Source organism: Pedobacter sp. MR2016-19, assembly GCF_014947265.1.
Lineage (GTDB): Bacteria > Bacteroidota > Bacteroidia > Sphingobacteriales > Sphingobacteriaceae > Pedobacter.
Genome location: NZ_JADCNK010000012.1, coordinates 68366 through 87618, shown reverse-complemented (window position 1 = coordinate 87618; position 19253 = coordinate 68366). Strand labels below are relative to the sequence as shown.

The window sequence follows — 19253 nt, the reverse complement described above, 5'->3', positions numbered from 1 at the left end:
AATGAAAAATTCGTTTAAAATAATATTGGCAACCACAGGTTTATTACTTTCTTTAAATTCTTGTAAGAAAGATGCCTTAAATTTAAAGCCTACGAATGATGTAACTGCCGACGTGGTATATGCTACGCCTGCAGGATACAAACAAGAGCTGGTGAAATTGTACGCTACTTACGCATTAACCAGTCCAACAGGATCAGATAATAGTGATATTGGCGGCTTAAATGCTGGTTTTGCAGATTTCTTCCGTTTATTCTGGACTTCCCAGGAGTTGGTAACCGATGAAGCAATTTGTGCCTGGGGAGATACAGGTATTCCGGAATTAGATTATGCTACCTGGAATAGCGATAATCAATTTTTAAGGGGTTTATATTCTAAAAGCATTTTGCAGATTACGATTTGCAATGAGTTTCTTCGCGAAAGTACACCTGAGAAGCTGGCAAGTCGCAATATTACTGGTGCCGATGCTTCAGCCATTCAACGTTACCGTGCCGAAGCCCGTTTCTTAAGAGCATTTCAATATTGGGTTTTATTAGATGGTTTCGGAAATCCCCCTTTCGTAACAGAAGAGGATGCGATTGGCAAAACCAATCCTAAACAAATTCAAAGAGCAGCTTTGTTCGCTTATGTAGAATCAGAATTAAAAGCGATTGAAGGTGATTTGGCCGATCCCCGTACCAACGATTATGGCCGGGCAGATAAAGGAGCCGACTGGGCATTGTTAGCCAGATTATATTTAAATGCTCAGGTATACACGGGAACTGCAAAATATGCAGAAGCCATTACCTACTCAACTAAGGTGATCAACTCTGGTTATTCATTAAAAGCTAATTATAAAGATTTATTTTTGGCCGATAATAATGTAAATAATACAGAAAACATTTTAACCATTAATTACGATGGTGTAAGAGGAACAAATTTCGGAGGAACTACCTTTTTGGTTAATGCTGCAATTAATGCAGACATGAGCCCTGCATCATATGGAGTACCTTCAGGTGGCTGGGGTGGTAACAGGACCCGTCAGAATTTACCGGCATTATTTCCTGATCCTAACGGAACGGCAGATAAACGCGGTATATTTTTTGGCTCAAAAAGTAATGTGGACGATATCGGTGTATTTACAGATGGATTAAGGGTAACGAAATTTAAAAACATTACTTCCGGAGGAATTACACCTGCATCGTTAAACGGCACATTCAGTTCATTGGATTTTGCATTATTCCGTTTAGCAGAGCAATACTTAATCTATGGTGAAGCCGTAATGCGTGGTGGTTCAGGCGGGAGTACAGCACAAGCACTTACTTATGTGAATAACTTGCGTCGCCGTGCTTATGGTAACAACAGTGGCGATTTAAGCAGCCTCTCAGTAGATTTCTTTTTAGACGAACGTGCCCGTGAATTGTATTGGGAAGCGCACCGTCGTACTGATCTGATCCGTTATGGCAAATTTACTGGTTCTACTTATTTATGGCCATTTAAAGGAGGCGTTAAAGCAGGCGCAAGTTTACCGGCTTACCGTAACTTATATCCAATTCCGACAGCAGATTTAATTGCCAATCCAAATCTGGTTCAGAACACAGGTTATTAATCTTAATATTTATAAAGATGAAATCAATATTCTTTAAATCCTTAGCCTTTAGCTTTATCATGCTCTCGCTATGGTCATGCAAAAAAGACGAAACCCGTGCCATAGCCAATGCAGGCACCGGAGGTTCTTTAAAAAGTTCGGCTACATCTGTAGTTTTGGATAAAAGCATGCTCACTACCAATGTGGTTACTTTTACTTTAAGCAATGCTAATTTTGGTTATCAGGCAGCTGTTACCAATACTTTACAGTTATCTCCAAAAGGAGCAAATTTTGCAGCAGATAAAACAAAAGAAGTAATTATTGATCCAAATGTGACTAGTAAAAGTTACAACGGATTGGATTTTAACAATTTATTGCTTTCTTTAAATTTATCTACTGCTGTAAATTCTGATGTAGAAATCAGGGTAAAAGCAGCTATCTCCAATGCGATAACCCCGGTTTACAGTAACGTAGTTTCTATAAGTGCAAAGCCATTTCCTTTAACTTCCTGGGTGTACGTACCGGGGGCATATCAGGGATGGAATCCACCAACAGCTGATAGCTTAGTTTCTGTCTCCGGAAATGGCATTTATACGGGAATTATCAAGTTCGATGGTGGTAATTTTAAGATTACTGCTGCGAAGAAATTTGACTTAGCTTATGGTGATGCAGGAGGTGGTAAACTCAGTACTTCCGGTGGTGATATCAGCTCCGTTTCGGCGGGTTTTAAACTGCTAACTGTCGATCTTAATGCGAATGTTTACACCATCGCCGATGCAGATTACTGGTCAATTATTGGTAATGCCATTCCCGGAAGTAACTGGTCTGTTGATACTGACCTTAGTCCGGTAAACGATGGTAAAAACACATGGACTGCAACCGTTGCTTTAACTCCTGGTGCCTTTAAGTTCAGAAGGAATCACGATTGGGGAACCAGTATTGGTGATAATGGTGGAGATGTTAATGTTACTGTAGCTGGTACCTATAAGCTGATCTTAACACTTAATGCCGATGGTAAAACAGGTGCTTACACCATGGTTAAAATTTAATTATTAACTATACTATTCCTGTAGAGATCTTTTGATCTCTGCAGGATTTTTAAAAAAATTAAAAAGTTTTAGCATGATCAAATCACTTACCTCTGCTACCTTTCTTTCCGTTAATTCTTCTGCTTTAAATGCTCAAACTAAAATCCATGCAAATGCGTGGAGATTTAAAAAAACGTTGACTATCCTTATTATACTGCTTAGCAGCATCAATCTTTTTGCACAAAAGTTAGAGCGGGTAGAGCCGATGTTCTGGTTTACAGGTATGCACAATCCTAAGTTGCAATTGCTGGTTCATGGCGAAAATATTGCTTCAAGCTCGGTTTCATTAGCTTATCCAGGGGTAAAACTCGCAAAGGTTAACAAAGTTGAAAACCCGAATTATTTATTTCTCGACTTAACAATTGCTCCATCAGCCAAGGCCGGCAAATTCCCGATTAACTTTGCCATTAACGGAAAAAAGACATTTACTTACACTTACGAATTAAAAAACCGGGATAAAAGTGCAGGCAGGATTCAGGGTGTAACCAACAAAGATTTTATTTACCTGCTCATGCCCGATCGTTTTTCGAACGGCGATAAAAGCAACGATGTTGTTCAGGGTTTAACCGAAACCGCATTAAACCGCGACAGCATGTACTACCGTCACGGTGGCGATATCCAGGGCGTAATCAATCACCTTGATTACCTGAAAGATTTAGGAATTACGACCGTTTGGATGACACCAGAGGTAGAAAATGATATGCCACAAGCTTCATATCATGGCTATGCAGTAACCGATCATTATAAAATAGATCCACGTTATGGCACAAATGCACTTTATAAAAAGTATGTTGATATTGCTCATGCCAAAGGATTAAAAGTGATTAAAGATGTTGTACACAACCATATTGGCACCCAACATTGGTTTTATAAAGATTTACCGATGAAAAGCTGGTTAAACCAATGGCCGAAATACACGCAAACGAGTTATCGCGATCAGACCTTAATGGATGTACATGCATCAGCAGCCGACCGCAAGCAGATGCTGGATGGCTGGTTTGTACCTTCAATGCCCGATTTAAACCAGCGTAATCCTTATGTACAGAATTACCTGACCCAAAACCACATCTGGTGGATTGAATATGCAGGTATTGATGGTTTACGCCTGGATACCTACGGTTACAACGATCCGGTTTATATGGCCGATTGGGCTTTAAAAGTGCAGGCAGAATTCCCGCACTTATCCGTATTCGGCGAAACATTGGTAACCGCAGTGGCCAATCAGGCTTTTTTTACGGGTGGTAATACCGTTAACCGTGGTTTCGATACCCATTTACAAGGCATTACCGATGCTACTTTAAAAGATGCGATTTATGAAGGAATAAATGGCAAGAATGGTTGGGTAGACGGAATTAACCGTTTGTATGCAACCCTGGCACACGATTTTCTTTACAAAAACCCAAATACCAACTGCATATTTTTAGATAACCACGATATGAGTCGCTTTTACTCAATGGTTGGCGAAGATTTCGATAAATACAAAATGGGAATGAGTATCTTGTTAACCATGCGGGGCATTCCGCAGATGTATTACGGAACTGAAATTTTAATGAAAAATTTCTCCAATCCAGATGGATTGATCCGTTCTGATTTTCCTGGTGGATGGGAAGGTGATAAAAAAGATAAATTCATTGCCGATGGACGTACAAACAAAGAGAATGAAGCGTTCAACTTTGTAAAAACCTTAGCGAATTTCCGCAAAAACAGTCCGGCATTGCAAACAGGTAAATTGATGCAGTTTGTACCGCAAGATGATATTTATGTTTATTTCCGCTACAATGTAGAACCAAAAGGCACTGTAATGGTTATTGTAAACAATACTGAAAAAGAAAAAACATTAAATACCGATCGCTTTGCCGAAAGAACAGCAGGAATTACTTCCGCTAACAACGTAATTACAGGCGAAAACATCGAATTCAAAAACATTAAAGTACCCGCTAAGACCACTTTGGTGCTTGAGCTAAGATAGATGGGTAAAGGTAGAGAGTTTAAGGTGTAGCTTTACATCTCGATACTTGATACTCACTACCTGATACAAAAAAATATAACAAAAGATGCAAGAAAATCTCAAATCTCAAGTCTCAGATCTCAAATCTCAAATCAAAGCTTGTCTTTTCGATCTTGATGGTGTGCTGGTAGATACTGCCGTTTACCATTATAAAGCCTGGAAACGTTTAGCCAACACTATGGGTTTCGATTTTACAGAAGAGCAGAACGAGCAGTTAAAAGGCGTTAGTCGGGTAGAAAGTTTAAACAAGATTCTCGCCTGGGGCGGAGTAGATAAAACCGATGCCGAAAAAGAAGAACTTGCCAGTTTAAAAAACGGCTGGTATGTAGATATGATTACCAAAATGACACCTTCAGAAGTTTTACCCGGAACTGTTGATTTTTTAACCGCTATTCACAAAGCCGGTTATAAATTGGCTTTAGGCTCGGCAAGTAAAAACTCAGGGATCATTTTAGAAAAAACAAATTTGGCCCATTTCTTCGATGAAATTGTGGATGGCAATATGGTCACCAAATCAAAACCAGATCCCGAGGTATTTTTAAAAGGAGCAGAACTTTTAGGCTTTAAACCTAATGAATGCGTAGTTTTTGAAGATGCTGTTGCAGGCGTAGAAGCGGCAAAAAGAGGCGGAATGAAAGCTATCGGTATCGGCGAAAAAAGCGTACTCACCGATGCAGATGTGGTAGTAAGTGGATTAGATAAATTAACAGTTAAAGATTTAGAAGAGTTGTAAAGGAGTAGCAAGTATTAAGTAGCAAGTATCAAGTAGTTAATTTATCTTGATACCCGATACTAATTACTTGATACTAGTAACTCGCTACTTGATACTAGAATATGAGAAACTACATTAAAGCAGATGAGTGGAATATTATCGAAGAAGGCTTTGATCCACATTTAAATAAAATTTCGGAAAGTATTTTCAGTTTGGGTAATGGACGTATGGGCCAGCGCGCCAACTTTGAAGAAACGTATACCGGAGAAACCCTACCTGGAAATTACGTTGCAGGTGTTTATTATCCGGATAAAACACGTGTGGGATGGTGGAAAAACGGTTATCCCGAATATTTTGCAAAAGTATTAAACGCGGCAAACTGGATAGGTATCGAAGTAAAACTAGATGATGAGATTCTTGATTTAGCAACAGCTGAGGTAAGCGATTTTAAACGTGTGCTGAACATGCATGGGGGATACCTGGAGCGTACCTTCACTGCAAAATTAAAAAGGGGTAAAACCTTAAAAGTTAAATCAACCCGTTTTTGCAGCATTGCTGATGATGAAGTTGGTGCGATTCGTTATAGCATTACGCCATTAAATTTTGATGGTAAATTAACATTAATGACTTTTATTGATGGCGATGTTAAAAATCAGGACAGTAACTATGACGAAAAATTCTGGTATATGGTTGCCGATGAAATTTCAGGAGCAGGAGCAGAAGCTTATATCAAACTAAGAACAAAGAAAACTGAATTTGAAGTTTGCACAGGGAGTAATATCGAGCTGTATAAAAACGCGGAGAAATTAAATCTCAATCCTGAGGCTGTTCGCAAAGAGAAATTTGTGGGACAAACTTTTTCTCTCGATATTAAAGCAAACGAAGAGATCACGCTGATTAAAATTGCAGCGAATTTATCTTCAGAAAATTATCCTAAAGAATCACTTTTAAAAGAAACAAAATCTGTAATAGCCAAAGCATCTGCTAAGGGTTTTGATACCTTGTTAAAGGAACAAGCCGAAGCATGGGCAATCAAGTGGGAAGAAAGCGACATCATTATCGAAGGTGACGTTTCAGCTCAACAGGCTATTCGCTTTAATATTTTTCAACTTTTTCAAACCTATACCGGTAAAGATGACCGATTGAACATTGGTCCGAAAGGTTTTACCGGCGAAAAATATGGTGGCTCAACCTATTGGGATACTGAGGCTTATTGCGTGCCTTTTTACCTGGCAACTGCTCGACAGGAAGTAAGTAAAAATTTGTTGGTGTATCGCCATAAACAATTGGGTAAAGCCATAGAAAACGCCGCAAAATTAGGTTTTAAAGATGGTGCAGCGCTATATCCAATGGTAACGATGAACGGTGAGGAATGCCACAACGAGTGGGAAATTACTTTCGAAGAAATCCACCGTAATGGAGCCATCGCTTTTGCCATTTTTAATTATATCCGTTATACAGGCGATGAAAGTTACCTTTCTGATTTTGGTTTAGAGGTATTGATCGGTATTGCCCGTTTCTGGAAACAACGCGTTAACTGGAGCAACGATAAACAGCAATATGTAATGCTTGGTGTAACCGGACCAAACGAATATGAGAACAATGTAAACAACAACTGGTACACTAACATTTTGGCAACCTGGTGTATGAAATATGCTACCGAAGCCGCCGAAATTGTAAAAGCACAGCAGCCAGAGAAATACAATACTTTATTAAAAGCATTAAGTTTTAATCAGAAAGAATTTGCCGATTGGGCTGATATTATCGAAAAGATGTATTATCCACAAGATGAAAAACTGGGCATTTTCTTACAGCAGGATGGATATTTAGATAAAGAACAGACTTTAGTGAAAGATCTACCTGCCAGCGAACGCCCGATTAATCAAAAATGGAGCTGGGACAGGATTTTACGCTCGTGTTTCATTAAACAGGCCGATGTTTTACAAGGATTATATTTCTTTGAAGAAGATTACGATCTGGATACGTTAAAACGCAACTTCGATTTTTATGAGCCACGTACCGTGCACGAAAGTTCATTGTCGCCTTGTGTACACAGTATTTTAGCGGCAAAATTAAATGACGAAGCACGTGCATACGAATTCTACTTACGTACCGCTCGTTTAGATCTGGATGATTATAACAACGATACAGAAGATGGTTTACACATCACTTCTATGGCAGGAACCTGGATGAGTGTGGTAGAAGGTTTTGCGGGCATGCGTGTGCGCGACGGTAAATTGCAGTTTAATCCTTTCTTGCCAGGCAAATGGAAATCTTTTTCATTTACCATTGGGTTTAGAGGCGCTACCCTAAAGATTAATATTACCGAGAGCGGTATCAATATTAAAAATAATGCCGCTGTTGATTTAGAAATCGGCATTAGAAACCAGTTTTATAAATTGACTGGAAATACTGAAATTGAAGTAAACAACACAGCGTTGGTATGATTGTAGAGGTAAAATGTAAAATGGAAAACGGACGGAGATTTGCCTCGACTGATCGTCATTGCGAGGAACAGCCTGTTCCGATTTTTCGGGAAAGCAATCTTAATGCGGTAGCCTATATTGTTGCTATTTTCTTTTTACTTATTTCATCATCATCCTTTGCACAAAAACAAAGTACAAAAATGAACGATAAGCAGATCGTTATTTACCAGTTATTGCCCCGCTTATTTGGGAATAAGAATACCACCAATATCCCTTACGGAACCATCGAACAAAATGGTTCGGGTAAGTTTAACGATATTACCGATAAAGCCTTAGATGGCATAAAAGAACTCAGCGTAAACTATATTTGGTATACCGGCGCAATTGCCCATGCAAGTTTAACTGATTATTCTGCATACGGAATTAAACCTGATGACGCCGATGTGGTAAAAGGCAGAGCAGGCTCTCCCTACGCCATTCGCGATTATTACGATGTAGATCCTGATTTGGCTTTTGATATTAATAATAGAATGAAGGAGTTTGAAGCGCTGGTGAAAAGAACACATGCTAAAAACTTAAAAGTGCTGATCGATTTTGTACCCAATCATGTTGCCAGGAGCTATCATTCTCATGCAAAACCAAAAAATGTAATCGATTTTGGTGCCCAGGATGATGTAACAAAAGCATTTAGTGCTCAGAACGATTTTTATTATACTCCTGGTCAGCCGTTCGCCACGCCAACTGGTGGTGCAAAGCAAACACCAATTACGAGTATGCAGGATGGGAAATTTGATGAAAATCCTGCTAAAGCAACAGGGAACAATGTGTTTTCGGCGCAGCCTAAATACGACGATTGGTACGAAACCATTAAGTTAAATTACGGCGTAGATTATCAGAACGGCGAAAAACAATATTTTGAACCCATTCCGCCAGTCTGGCTGAAAATGCGTGATATTTTAACCTATTGGACCAATAAAGGAGTGGACGGTTTTAGATGCGATATGGCCGAAATGGTACCCATTGCTTTTTGGAACTGGGTCATTCCACAGGTTAAAAAAGTGAATCCTGATTTAATTTTTATCGGAGAGGCCTATAATCCAAAAGTTTATAAACAATATTTAGATGAAGGTAAATTTGATTACCTATACGATAAAGTGGGTTTATATGATGGTTTAAAAAGATTGATCAGGAATGAATCAAACGGAGATGTAAAAGATATCAGTTTCGTTTGGCAGAAAGAGAGTGCTGGTTTTGGCCACCGCATGTTACGCTTTTTAGAAAATCATGATGAAGAACGCATTGCATCTGCCGGATTTGCAGGCAAGGCCGAACTGGCTCTACCCGCAATGGTAGTTTCAGCAACTTTAGGTGGCGGTCCGGTAATGCTTTATTTTGGTCAGGAAGTTGGCGAACCGGGAAAAGGTCAGGAAGGTTTTGGCGGCGATGATAACAGAACTACCATTTTCGATTATTGGGGCGTTCCGAATCACCAGAAATGGATGAATAATGGTGCTTTTGATGGTAAACAGTTAAATGAAAATGAGCAGAAATTACGTGCTTACTACCAACAGTTATTAAAAGTTACTTCCACAAGCGATGCTGTAATAAATGGCGAAATTTATGAAGTGCCTGTTACTGGGAACATCAACAACCGCATGTATGCTTTTATCCGTTACTCGGGTAAACAGCGTTTATTGGTCGTGGCCAATTTTGATCGGACAGAAACTTTAACCGCCAATATTGAAATCCCAGATAAGATTTTAAAAGTTAAACATTCATCGCCGGTTAAGGATCTGTTAACAGATAAAAAATTGAATATCCCGGCAGGAACAAGCATTCCAGTAACCTTGGCGCCGGTTAGCGCTCAGGTGATAGAATTTTAAACTAATTAAATTAACCGCAAAGAACGCAAAGGCATTCGCAAAGAACACCAAGTATAAGCGCCCAGCTTTGCGTTCTCTGCGTTTCTTTTCTCTGTGCCCTTTGCGGTTAAAAACTAAACCAGATATAATGACGTTAAAAACAATATTCGAAAATCCCAAATTAACAATCGTCCAGATCATCAACATGAGTGTTGGTTTTTTCGGGATTCAGTTCGGTTGGGATTTACAAAGGGCCAACATGGGGCGTATTTACGAAAACCTGGGCGCCAATCCCGATCAGGTTCCATTGTTGTTTTTGGCAGCACCTTTAACAGGATTACTGGTTCAGCCGGTAATAGGTTACCTGAGCGATCGTACCTGGCATCCAAAATGGGGTAGAAGAAGGCCTTATTTTATGATTGGGGCCATTGTGAGTAGTATTGCTTTAATCTTTATGCCGCATAGTAGTGTATTGTGGATGGCAGCCGGACTGCTTTGGGTTTTAGATGTTTTTGGAAACATTGCAATGGAACCTTTCCGCGCTTTTGTTACTGATAAATTGCCTGATAGTCAGGTTAATCGTGGCTTCATTATGCAGAGTATGATGATTGGTTTGGGTGGCAGCGTGGCTTCGGCCTTACCGTGGATTATGAATAATATATTCCACTTAACCAATACAGCAGAAAAAGGGAGTATTCCGGAAAACGTGAAGTTTTCTTTTTACATCGGTGCTTTTTTCTTCTTCGCTGCAGTATTATGGACGGTTTTTACCACGAAAGAATATCCGCCTCAGGATGTAGATTTTAAAGAAAAAGTACAAGAAAGCAATAAAGGTTTTGGCGGCGGTGCAAGAGAAATTTTTCATGCCTTAAGGAATATGCCAAAAAGGATGCAGATTGTTTCTTTGGTTCAGTTTTTTACCTGGCCAGGTCTATTTTTAATGTGGTTTTATTATACCACGGCAGTGGCTGTGAATGTTTTTGGGGGTAAAGATGCTGCTGATCCGGTTTATGCACATGGTGCAGATTTTGGCAGTTTAACACTCGCTTATTACAGTGTAATTACTTTTCTGTTTGCCCTGGTGCTGCCAAAAATTGCCGATGCATTGGGCCGTAAAACCACACATGCCCTTTGTTTAGTCTGCGGAGCCATTGGTTTAATCAGCGTAGCCTGGGTGCACGATAAAAATATGCTGTATTTATGCATGACAGGAGTAGGCATTGCATGGGCCAGTATCCTATCGATGCCTTATGCCATGTTAAGCGGATCGTTGCCCAAAGATAAAATAGGGATTTACATGGGTATCTTCAACTTCTTTATCGTATTGCCCGAAATTATCGCTTCGCTCGGTTTTGGCTGGCTCATGCGCAATGTACTCAATAACGACAGGCTTTTGGCCGTACAATTAGGCGGTGGATTGATGATTTTAGCAGCTGTAATCTGTTATGTATTTATCCGTGAACCAAAGAAAACAGATGAGGTTCTGACTTCTAAACTGGAAGTAGAAGAGAATAGATCTGTGTAAAGATATCCATGGTCTGTGTCCTCACAGACCGAGGCGGATGCAATGAAAAAAAATATTTACCGACCTTGGTTCATGTCTGCAAGGAACGAAAAAGGCAAAAACATCCTTTATCTGTTTCTCTTGTTAACAGTGTTTACTAGCGCATGTAAAAAAGCATCGACTGATGAAGATATAGCGGCAAATATCGATTTCGGATCGGCTGGAACCTGGATCGATGCGGTTGGTGCCGGTATTAATTTAGGTACCGGTATTTACTCACAAACTTTAGCTCCTGGCGAATATCATATTTTTAGTAAAATGGCTTTAAAGTAATTTAATTTACAAATAGAAGCTGCATCATAATCATAAGTATGGAATTATCATCCTGTGTAACTTATGCGTAACGTTAAATAAAGACTTTACTGCTGTATACTGCATGTTATTGAAGAATCTGTATACCAAAAGCAGTGCTGGCTTTATGGTAACATTTCTAATGCGCTTTTTTGATTAATGCTACAATAGTTTGATATTTAGCAACCAAACCAAACTAGATGAAATTCAGATTTATACTCGCTACATTTTTAAGCATGGGCATTTTTGCGTATGCACAACAAGGACCAAGAAAAGGCCAATCAAAAGAAACCATAACCACTACGCAGGTTACCGTTAAAGACGAAGCTAAATCCTCTACAAACGAACGGAATATTAATGTAGAGAGCTCTGTAATTACCAATCATTCGGTAAATATTAATGGCAAAGCTGTTCCGTATAAAGCCACTACAGGTACATTACCAGTTTGGGATGAAGATGGAAAACCGATTGCTGGTTTGTTTTATACTTACTACGAACGGAGCGACGTGCAAAATCGGGACGGACGGCCTTTAGTGATTTCTTTTAACGGAGGTCCGGGCTCAGCTTCAGTTTGGATGCACATTGCCTATACCGGTCCGGTAGTGCTGAATATTGATGATGAAGGTTATCCCGTACAGCCTTACGGTTATAAAGAAAATCCATATTCTATTTTGGATGTGGCCGATATTGTATACATCGATCCGGTTAACACAGGTTATTCCAGAGCGGTGAGCAAAGATATTCCAACCAATAAATTCTTTGGTGTACGTGCCGATATTAAATACCTGGCCGAGTGGATCAATACTTTTGTAACCCGTAATAACCGATGGGCTTCACCAAAGTTTTTAATTGGCGAAAGCTATGGTACTACACGTGTTTCAGGCTTAGCTTTAGAGCTGCAAAACAGTCAATGGATGTATTTAAATGGTGTGGTATTGGTTTCGCCAACCGAACTCGGTATTGAGCGTAGTGGTCCTGTTGATGCCGCTTTGCGTTTACCGTATTTTGCGGCTACCGCATGGTACCATAAAGCTTTGGCAGCCGATTTACAGGGCAAAGATTTAACGGACATGCTTCCTGAAGTAGAAGGTTTTACCATTAATGAGTTAATTCCGGCTATTTCGCAGGGCGGGATGCTGAGTGCCGATAAAAAGAAAACCATTGCCGCAAAAATGGCGCGTTACTCCGGTCTTTCAGAAAAAGTAATTTTAGATTATAACCTTAATGTACCAACCGATTTCTTTTGGAAAGAACTATTAAGAGATAAAGGTTTTACTGTTGGCAGGTTAGATTCGCGCTATCGAGGCATTGATAAAATGAGTGCAGGTGAAGGACCCGATTATAATGCAGAGCTAACTTCCTGGCTGCATTCCTTTACGCCAGCTATCAATATGTATATCCGTAACGAGCTGAATTATAAAACCGATTTGAAGTACAATATGTTTGGTTCTGTTTACCCATGGGATAAATCTGGCGATCAGACGGGAGATAATCTGCGTCAAGCCATGGCGCAGAATCCATATCTGCATTTATTGGTGCAATCGGGCTATTACGATGGAGCCTGCGATTATTTCAACGCGAAATATAGCATGTGGCAGTTAGATGCAGCAGGTAAACTGCAAGACCGTATGAGTTGGGAAGGTTACCGGAGCGGGCACATGATGTATTTACGTAAGGATGATCTGAAAACGGCGAATAACCACATCCGTGAGTTTATCAAAAAAGCATTACCAAAAGCAGGCGAGGCTGCTAAGTTCTAAGATTTTAGCGTTGACAAATTCCTATGCACATTGCTATTAATTTGTCAACGCTTTTAGGTTTATTGGAGCGCAGTTGCAGTATAATAATTATTGTTAGTCCTGCTTTGCGCTATATCTTTTTTATTCTTCATGTCATGCTGAGGCACGAAGCATCTCACCCCGATGAAACAGATGCTTCGTGCCTCAGCATGACAGCAATTTGAAGGTAGTGTTGTAAAAAAGTATGCCGCTCCAATCAGTGCTAGGTAGGTTAGGGCGGTGGCGCGGAAACCCGGCATAGTTGCACAGGCATTCGTAATCTAAACATAACAGCCGCGATAGCCCCAGATTTTTCGTCTGGGCTAAAGCAAATGGCAGGGCTGCTTTTAAAGAAGTACTACTGGAAGTGCTTTCCAAATCATATCACCTTTTCATGACTGAAAGAATGCTACGCGTGTTCGCTATCAATTGGTAAACGCTTTTCAAATTATTTGGAGCGCCGGTGTAGTACAATAATTAATGTTCGTCCTGCTTTGCATTGCAAGTCCGCGCTCGTGCCTCGCTTGCGTGCTTTCCATTGCAATCAGGGCTAGGTAGGTTAGGGCGGTGGCACGGAAACCCGGCATAGTTGCACAGGCAGGTGTAAAGTAAACCCGACCGGAGTGAGATGCCGATTTTAAGCATCTGTTTTTATTTACTTTATGGCATGCTTGCTTGTTTCACAGGTTTTCAATCGGCAGAAACGGGGGCGGGACAGAACCAAACCAAAGCACTACTGCAATTGCTTTCCAAATCATTAAGAATAAAAAAATAGTAAAAGGCTATTTACGATGCTATTTTCCATTATGCTAACACGATTTACTCCGGCAAAAACGCAAACAAAAAACTGTTCACTGCAAACTAAAAATAATTACTTATTTTTGTGGTTCAATTATGCAGCAAATAAAAACATCATTCGATTTTGAAAAACCTATTGCCGATTTAGTTCAGCAGATAGAAAAGGTTAAGCAAGTTGCCGAAAAAACTAAGGTAGATATGTCTGCCACTTTAGACGAGCTTGATGGTAAATTAGATGAAACTACCAATAACTTATATAAAAATTTAACCGGTTGGAACAAGGTTCAGATGAGCCGTCACCCAGATCGTCCACAAACTCTTGATTATATCAATATGATCTGCGATGATTTTATCGAGATGCATGGTGATAGAACGGTTAAGGATGACAAAGCGATTATCGGTGGTTTTGCTTCCATCAATGGTCAAACGGTAATGGTTATCGGTCACCAGAAAGGTAAAAATACCAAAGAGCGTCAGTTTCGCAATTTCGGTATGGCCAATCCGGAAGGTTACCGTAAAGCATTGCGTTTAATGCGTTTGGCTGAAAAGTTTAATAAACCGGTTGTCTCTTTTATCGATACAATGGGTGCTTACCCTGGTTTAGAGGCAGAAGAGCGTGGACAAGGTGAAGCTATTGCCAGAAACTTATTGGAAATGTCTATCCTTCGCGTGCCGATTATTTGTGTTGTAGTTGGTGAAGGTGCTTCCGGAGGTGCTTTGGGCATCGGTATCGGTGATAAAGTATATATGTTAGAGCATACCTGGTACTCGGTAATCTCTCCTGAATCTTGCTCATCTATTTTGTGGAGAAGCTGGGATTTTAAAGAGAAAGCTGCTGAATGCTTGAAATTGACTTCTGATGATATGTTTGGCAACAAATTAATCGATGGCATCATTCCTGAACCACTTGGTGGCGCTCACCAGGATCCGGAGTTAATGGGTAAAACTTTAAAAGATTACCTAATTAAAGATTTAGCTGCTTTAGGTAAATTAAAAACGGATAAACTGATCGAACAACGAATTGATAAATTTTGTGCGATGGGTGTTGTAAACGAGTAATCATTAACTAAAATAAATTTGAATCCTGTTTGGCAATGCTAAACGGGATTTTTTTATGCTCACGCTCGTTTCTAACGAGCGTGTAAATAGGATATCGTATTTTATGGTGTTAGTTATCGATATATTTAGCTTGCTTTACGATATAATCGTAAAGCTATTGCTGCACTCGTTAGAAAAGAGCGCAAGAATTCAATAAATATTAATCAATGTCTAGTAATTCAATTTCTATTAGTCCTCTAAGCCCGTGATAATTAGTCGCGGAACTATAAATATAATGTTCGGGCTCTGATACAATTCCAGCTCTAACTGGATTTTGATGAATGTAATTTAACTTTTGAAATGTAAAATCTCGACTGATTAATTCAACAGCATGGTAACCGTCTTGCCAAACCTTATAATTCTCAATTCTTGTCGAGTATTTGCCTGCAAATTCAAATTTATTCAGCAGCCACTTTTTCCTGCTTTCATTTCCTGAAGTAATCTCTTCGATAATCGCCCTATTCGTAAACTTCTTAAAATCTCTAATAATTTCAAAAAGTTTTACATCTCCACTCGCGGAGGCAATGAGATGTATATGATTGGTCATCAGGCAATATACGTAAAGTGTTAACCCTTTGTTGGATTGGCAGTATTTCAGTGAATTAATAATAATTTCTTTATACGATGAACGGGTGAATATATCTACCCAATCCACAATCGTAAAAGTTAAAAAATAAATGCCTTCCGGATCTCTTGCTTGGTATTGGTTTGACATATATTAAAAGTATTTATTTATTCAGAAAAATCATAATTGCTCACGCTCGTTTCTAACGAGCGTGTAGATGGCTGGTCGTATTTACGATTATATACGCTTTTATTTTTAAGTAATTTTTTTACGATGAAATCGTAAGGCTATTACTGCGCTCGTTAGAAACGAGCGCAAGCAAATAAAAAAAGCAGCTACAATTAATGCAGCTGCTTCGTAAATTTATTTTCAGATTCGCTTATTATTGTGGACCCTGTTGCGGGAAAAACATCGACAAACGGCTTTCTAAACTGTTGAAGGTTTTCTGCAGCTTATCGCTCAATTTATCCTGACCTGCAGCTTTACTTGTTTTAATCATTCTGTCCAGGTAATATAAGCCTGTTTGAATGTTCTGCGATCCGGTTAAACCTTTCGATTGTGAAATATCAGCCAGGTAGTTTAATTCCTTATTGATATAATCACAAGATTTGTCTAAAATATCATTTGCTCTGGCAGTTTCACCTAGTTTATATAAGTTTTCAGCCATATAGAATTTCACTACAACCGTACGGATGCCGAAGAATTTATCAGGCATTACCGCGAAATATTTATCTACTACTTTTTTAGCTTCAGCAGTTTTACCTTCTTTAATTAAGCTGTTGGTTAAGCTACTAAATAGGTTCGTGAAAATGAAAGTATCATCTGATGATTGCGGATCTAAATATTTAGCGGTTTTCATATTTCCCCACTTAAATTTAGTCATCACGTTATTATACAAAATCGGGGTATTTAATTGCTCTGGTCTATCCTCAGATGCTGTAGTATCAGCTTTAAGCGGTAATAAACGCATGGCCAAACCTTCGCTATATAAATACTTGTCTAAGCCGTTATATTGCTCTGAAGGAACGGTAGATGCGAAATAAATCGGACGTTTCCAGTTGTTATGTGCAAGGATATCGAACATGGCCAAAGTTCCTTTAGTAACATAACCTTTATTAAATTTCCAATCCATGGTGGTAGTAATTTTTGAAGCATCAGCTGCAGGCACTGTTCCTGTGCTGATTACTTGCTGCGGATCTACCGTAATTTTAAGGTTTTTAGTTGGCAGGAAATTAGATTTTGATCCATCCTGCATGGCTACTTTATCGCTCTCATCGTTTGATAACAATAAATCAACTACATTTTTAAGCTCAACATTACCTGCAATTTTATAATCATCATACGGCATTACATCTCTTTCACCCTGTACATATTGTTCAGGTTTCATGGTAATTGGCAATGGCGCAGATTCATTTTGTTTTTGTCTTAAACCATTGATGTACCAATCTGTATCAAATAAACTTAAGTTTACAATACGTACATCAGGACGCACATTTTCTACTTCCTGGATATACCAGAGCGGGTAGGTATCATTATCGCCATAAGTAAATAAGATGGCATTTGGTGCACAGGATTGTAAGTAATCTAAGGCAATATCGTGAGGAACCATTTTGGTAGAGCGGTCATGGTCATCCCATCCCTGCTCGGCCATAATTACCGGTGCAGCCAATAATCCAATCACCGTTGCACCAATGGCACCGGTAGTTGGGGTTAGTTTTTTAAACAGCCATTCTTTAATGGCGAGTGCGCCGAGCCCAATCCATATGGCAAAGGCATAAAAAGATCCAACATAAGCATAATCCCTTTCACGCGGCTCCAGGGGTTTTTGGTTTAAGTATAATACGATCGCTATACCCGTAAAGAAGAATAATAATGCTACAACTCCGGCATCTTTCTGGTTGCGTTTAAAGTGCCAAAGTGCGCCGATTATTCCCATAATCAACGGTAAAAAGAAAAAACGGTTGTATGCTTTATTATCAACAGTTGATGGCGGCAAATGACTTTGATCTCCACGTAACCAGCTGTCAAACGGTTTAATACCACTAATCCATTCGCCTTCAAATCCACTGCCCTGACCTTGCTCATCGTTCTGGCGACCAACAAAATTCCAGAAAAAGTAACGCATATACATGTAGCCGATCTGGTAGCTGGCCAAAAAGCCAACATTATCAACTAAGTTCGGGTGTTTACTATCATCCAAATGCATCCACTCTTTATAAAAACTGGCATGTTTAGGGTCGTCGCTATACATACGAGGCAATAAAGTGTTGTTGCTATATTCGTAATCGGTTTTTTTACCCGCTACTTCATATTTTTCTTTTCCTTTTCTCCAGATGGTTTTACCTTCTGTTACACCTGTTCTTTCAGAGTTATAATTAGGACCGTAACCCAATGGCCTATCGCCATATTGCTCACGGTTCAGGTAGCTTAAGAAAGAGAAAGCATCTTTCGGTGCACTATTGTTTAAGTTCGGATCTGCTTTTGCCCTGATGATGATCATCGAGAAAGATGCATAACCGAAAATGATTAAAACGGTAGAGATTAAACCTAAGTTTAATAATCTCTTTTGATGCTTGATCGAATAACGGATCCCCCAAACCAATGCACTGATTAATAAAACAGCGAAGAATAAAACGCCTGTTCCGAAACCAAGACCCAATGTATTCACAAAGAATAAATCGAAATAAGCGCCGAACGAAACCAGGTATTGGATAATACCATATTGGATTACCGCTAAAATTAAGATACCAACAATAAGTGTTTTGAAAATACCTGCAGTAGTTGCTTTATCAGTTCTTTTAAAATAATAAATGAAGGCAAGTGCAGGGATAGTTAATAAGTTTAACAAGTGGATACCAATTGATAAACCCATAATATAGGCAATAAATAGTAACCAACGGTCTGCGCGTGGCTCATCGGCATGTGCTTCCCATTTAAGAATAGCCCAGAATACAATCGCGGTGAATAAAGAGGATTGTGCATAAACCTCAGATTCTACTGCCGAAAACCAGAAACTATCAGAGAAAGTATAAGCTAAAGCACCAACGGCACCCGCACCCATAATACTGATCAATTTACCGGTTGTTAATTCTTCACCAGCTTTTAATACTGTTTTTTTAGCCAATGCAGTGATGGTCCAAAATAAGAATAAGATAGTTGCCCCGCTTGAAACAGCTGAACCAACGTTCATCCAGTAAGCGATTTTAGTTAAATCTCCAGCTGCGAAAATGGAGAAAAAACGTTGGATCATTAAGAATAATGGTGCGCCAGGCTGGTGAACAACCTGCATTCTGAATGCCGATGCTATAAATTCACCGCAATCCCAAAAACTGGCAGAAGGCTCTAAGGTTAAAACGTAAGTTAGTGTAGCAATTAAAAAGCAGATCCAGCCTACTATATTATTAACTTTTGAATAATTCATTGGTTTGTTTAATGATATTAAAAATTGTTTTCACATAAAAATGCTGCCGAAATTAACTATTCTAGTCGATAAAACAGG

At 39.3% G+C, this 19253-nt stretch carries 12 protein-coding genes; 10 read left to right on the top strand and 2 right to left on the bottom strand.

What is annotated here, in order from left to right; all coding sequences use genetic code 11:
• The first annotated feature begins 1 nt into the window (after position 1).
• The 10 genes from IM793_RS16160 (at position 2) to IM793_RS16115 (ending at position 15150) form a co-directional block, all read left to right on the top strand.
• The gene (locus IM793_RS16160) at positions 2 to 1585 is read left to right on the top strand and encodes a RagB/SusD family nutrient uptake outer membrane protein (protein ID WP_193423066.1); all 1584 of its coding nucleotides are present in this window, start codon (positions 2 to 4) and stop codon (positions 1583 to 1585) included.
• Between the two features lie 17 nt (positions 1586 to 1602).
• The gene (locus IM793_RS16155; protein ID WP_193423063.1) at positions 1603 to 2613 is read left to right on the top strand and encodes a SusE domain-containing protein; all 1011 of its coding nucleotides are present in this window, start codon (positions 1603 to 1605) and stop codon (positions 2611 to 2613) included.
• Positions 2614 to 2686: 73 nt separating this feature from the next.
• Positions 2687 to 4621 (top strand): glycoside hydrolase family 13 protein, encoded by a 1935-nt coding sequence (locus IM793_RS16150; protein WP_193423061.1) that lies wholly within the window; start codon positions 2687 to 2689, stop codon positions 4619 to 4621.
• A gap of 85 nt (positions 4622 to 4706) precedes the next feature.
• Positions 4707 to 5393 (top strand): beta-phosphoglucomutase, encoded by a 687-nt coding sequence (gene pgmB / locus IM793_RS16145; RefSeq protein WP_193423059.1) that lies wholly within the window; start codon positions 4707 to 4709, stop codon positions 5391 to 5393.
• A gap of 101 nt (positions 5394 to 5494) precedes the next feature.
• Positions 5495 to 7819: a glycoside hydrolase family 65 protein gene (locus IM793_RS16140; RefSeq protein WP_193423057.1), complete on the top strand. Its 2325-nt coding sequence runs from the start codon at positions 5495 to 5497 to the stop codon at positions 7817 to 7819.
• Positions 7816 to 9681, top strand: coding sequence for an alpha-amylase family glycosyl hydrolase (locus IM793_RS16135; protein ID WP_193423055.1), 1866 nt, complete (start codon positions 7816 to 7818; stop codon positions 9679 to 9681). Before IM793_RS16140 ends, IM793_RS16135 begins: the two co-directional genes overlap by 4 nt.
• 127 nt (positions 9682 to 9808) lie before the next feature.
• On the top strand, positions 9809 to 11185 hold the full coding sequence (locus tag IM793_RS16130; protein WP_193423053.1) for an MFS transporter: 1377 nt from the start codon (positions 9809 to 9811) through the stop codon (positions 11183 to 11185).
• A 72-nt stretch (positions 11186 to 11257) separates the two neighbouring features.
• A complete protein-coding gene (locus IM793_RS16125; RefSeq protein ID WP_193423051.1) occupies positions 11258 to 11497 on the top strand; it encodes a hypothetical protein in 240 nt (79 codons plus the stop codon).
• Positions 11498 to 11715: 218 nt separating this feature from the next.
• Complete coding sequence (locus tag IM793_RS16120; protein ID WP_193423049.1) at positions 11716 to 13275, top strand: S10 family peptidase; 1560 nt, start codon at positions 11716 to 11718, stop codon at positions 13273 to 13275.
• A 912-nt stretch (positions 13276 to 14187) separates the two neighbouring features.
• On the top strand, positions 14188 to 15150 hold the full coding sequence (locus tag IM793_RS16115; RefSeq protein ID WP_121287702.1) for an acetyl-CoA carboxylase carboxyltransferase subunit alpha: 963 nt from the start codon (positions 14188 to 14190) through the stop codon (positions 15148 to 15150).
• A gap of 199 nt (positions 15151 to 15349) precedes the next feature.
• Here IM793_RS16115 and IM793_RS16110 read toward each other — a convergent pair whose 3' ends face one another.
• Both IM793_RS16110 and IM793_RS16105 read right to left on the bottom strand, forming a co-directional pair.
• On the bottom strand, positions 15350 to 15904 hold the full coding sequence (locus tag IM793_RS16110) for a transposase (RefSeq protein ID WP_193423047.1): 555 nt from the start codon (positions 15902 to 15904) through the stop codon (positions 15350 to 15352).
• A gap of 232 nt (positions 15905 to 16136) precedes the next feature.
• Complete coding sequence (locus IM793_RS16105; RefSeq protein WP_193423045.1) at positions 16137 to 19175, bottom strand: DUF2723 domain-containing protein; 3039 nt, start codon at positions 19173 to 19175, stop codon at positions 16137 to 16139.
• Between the last annotated feature and the right edge of the window lie 78 nt (positions 19176 to 19253).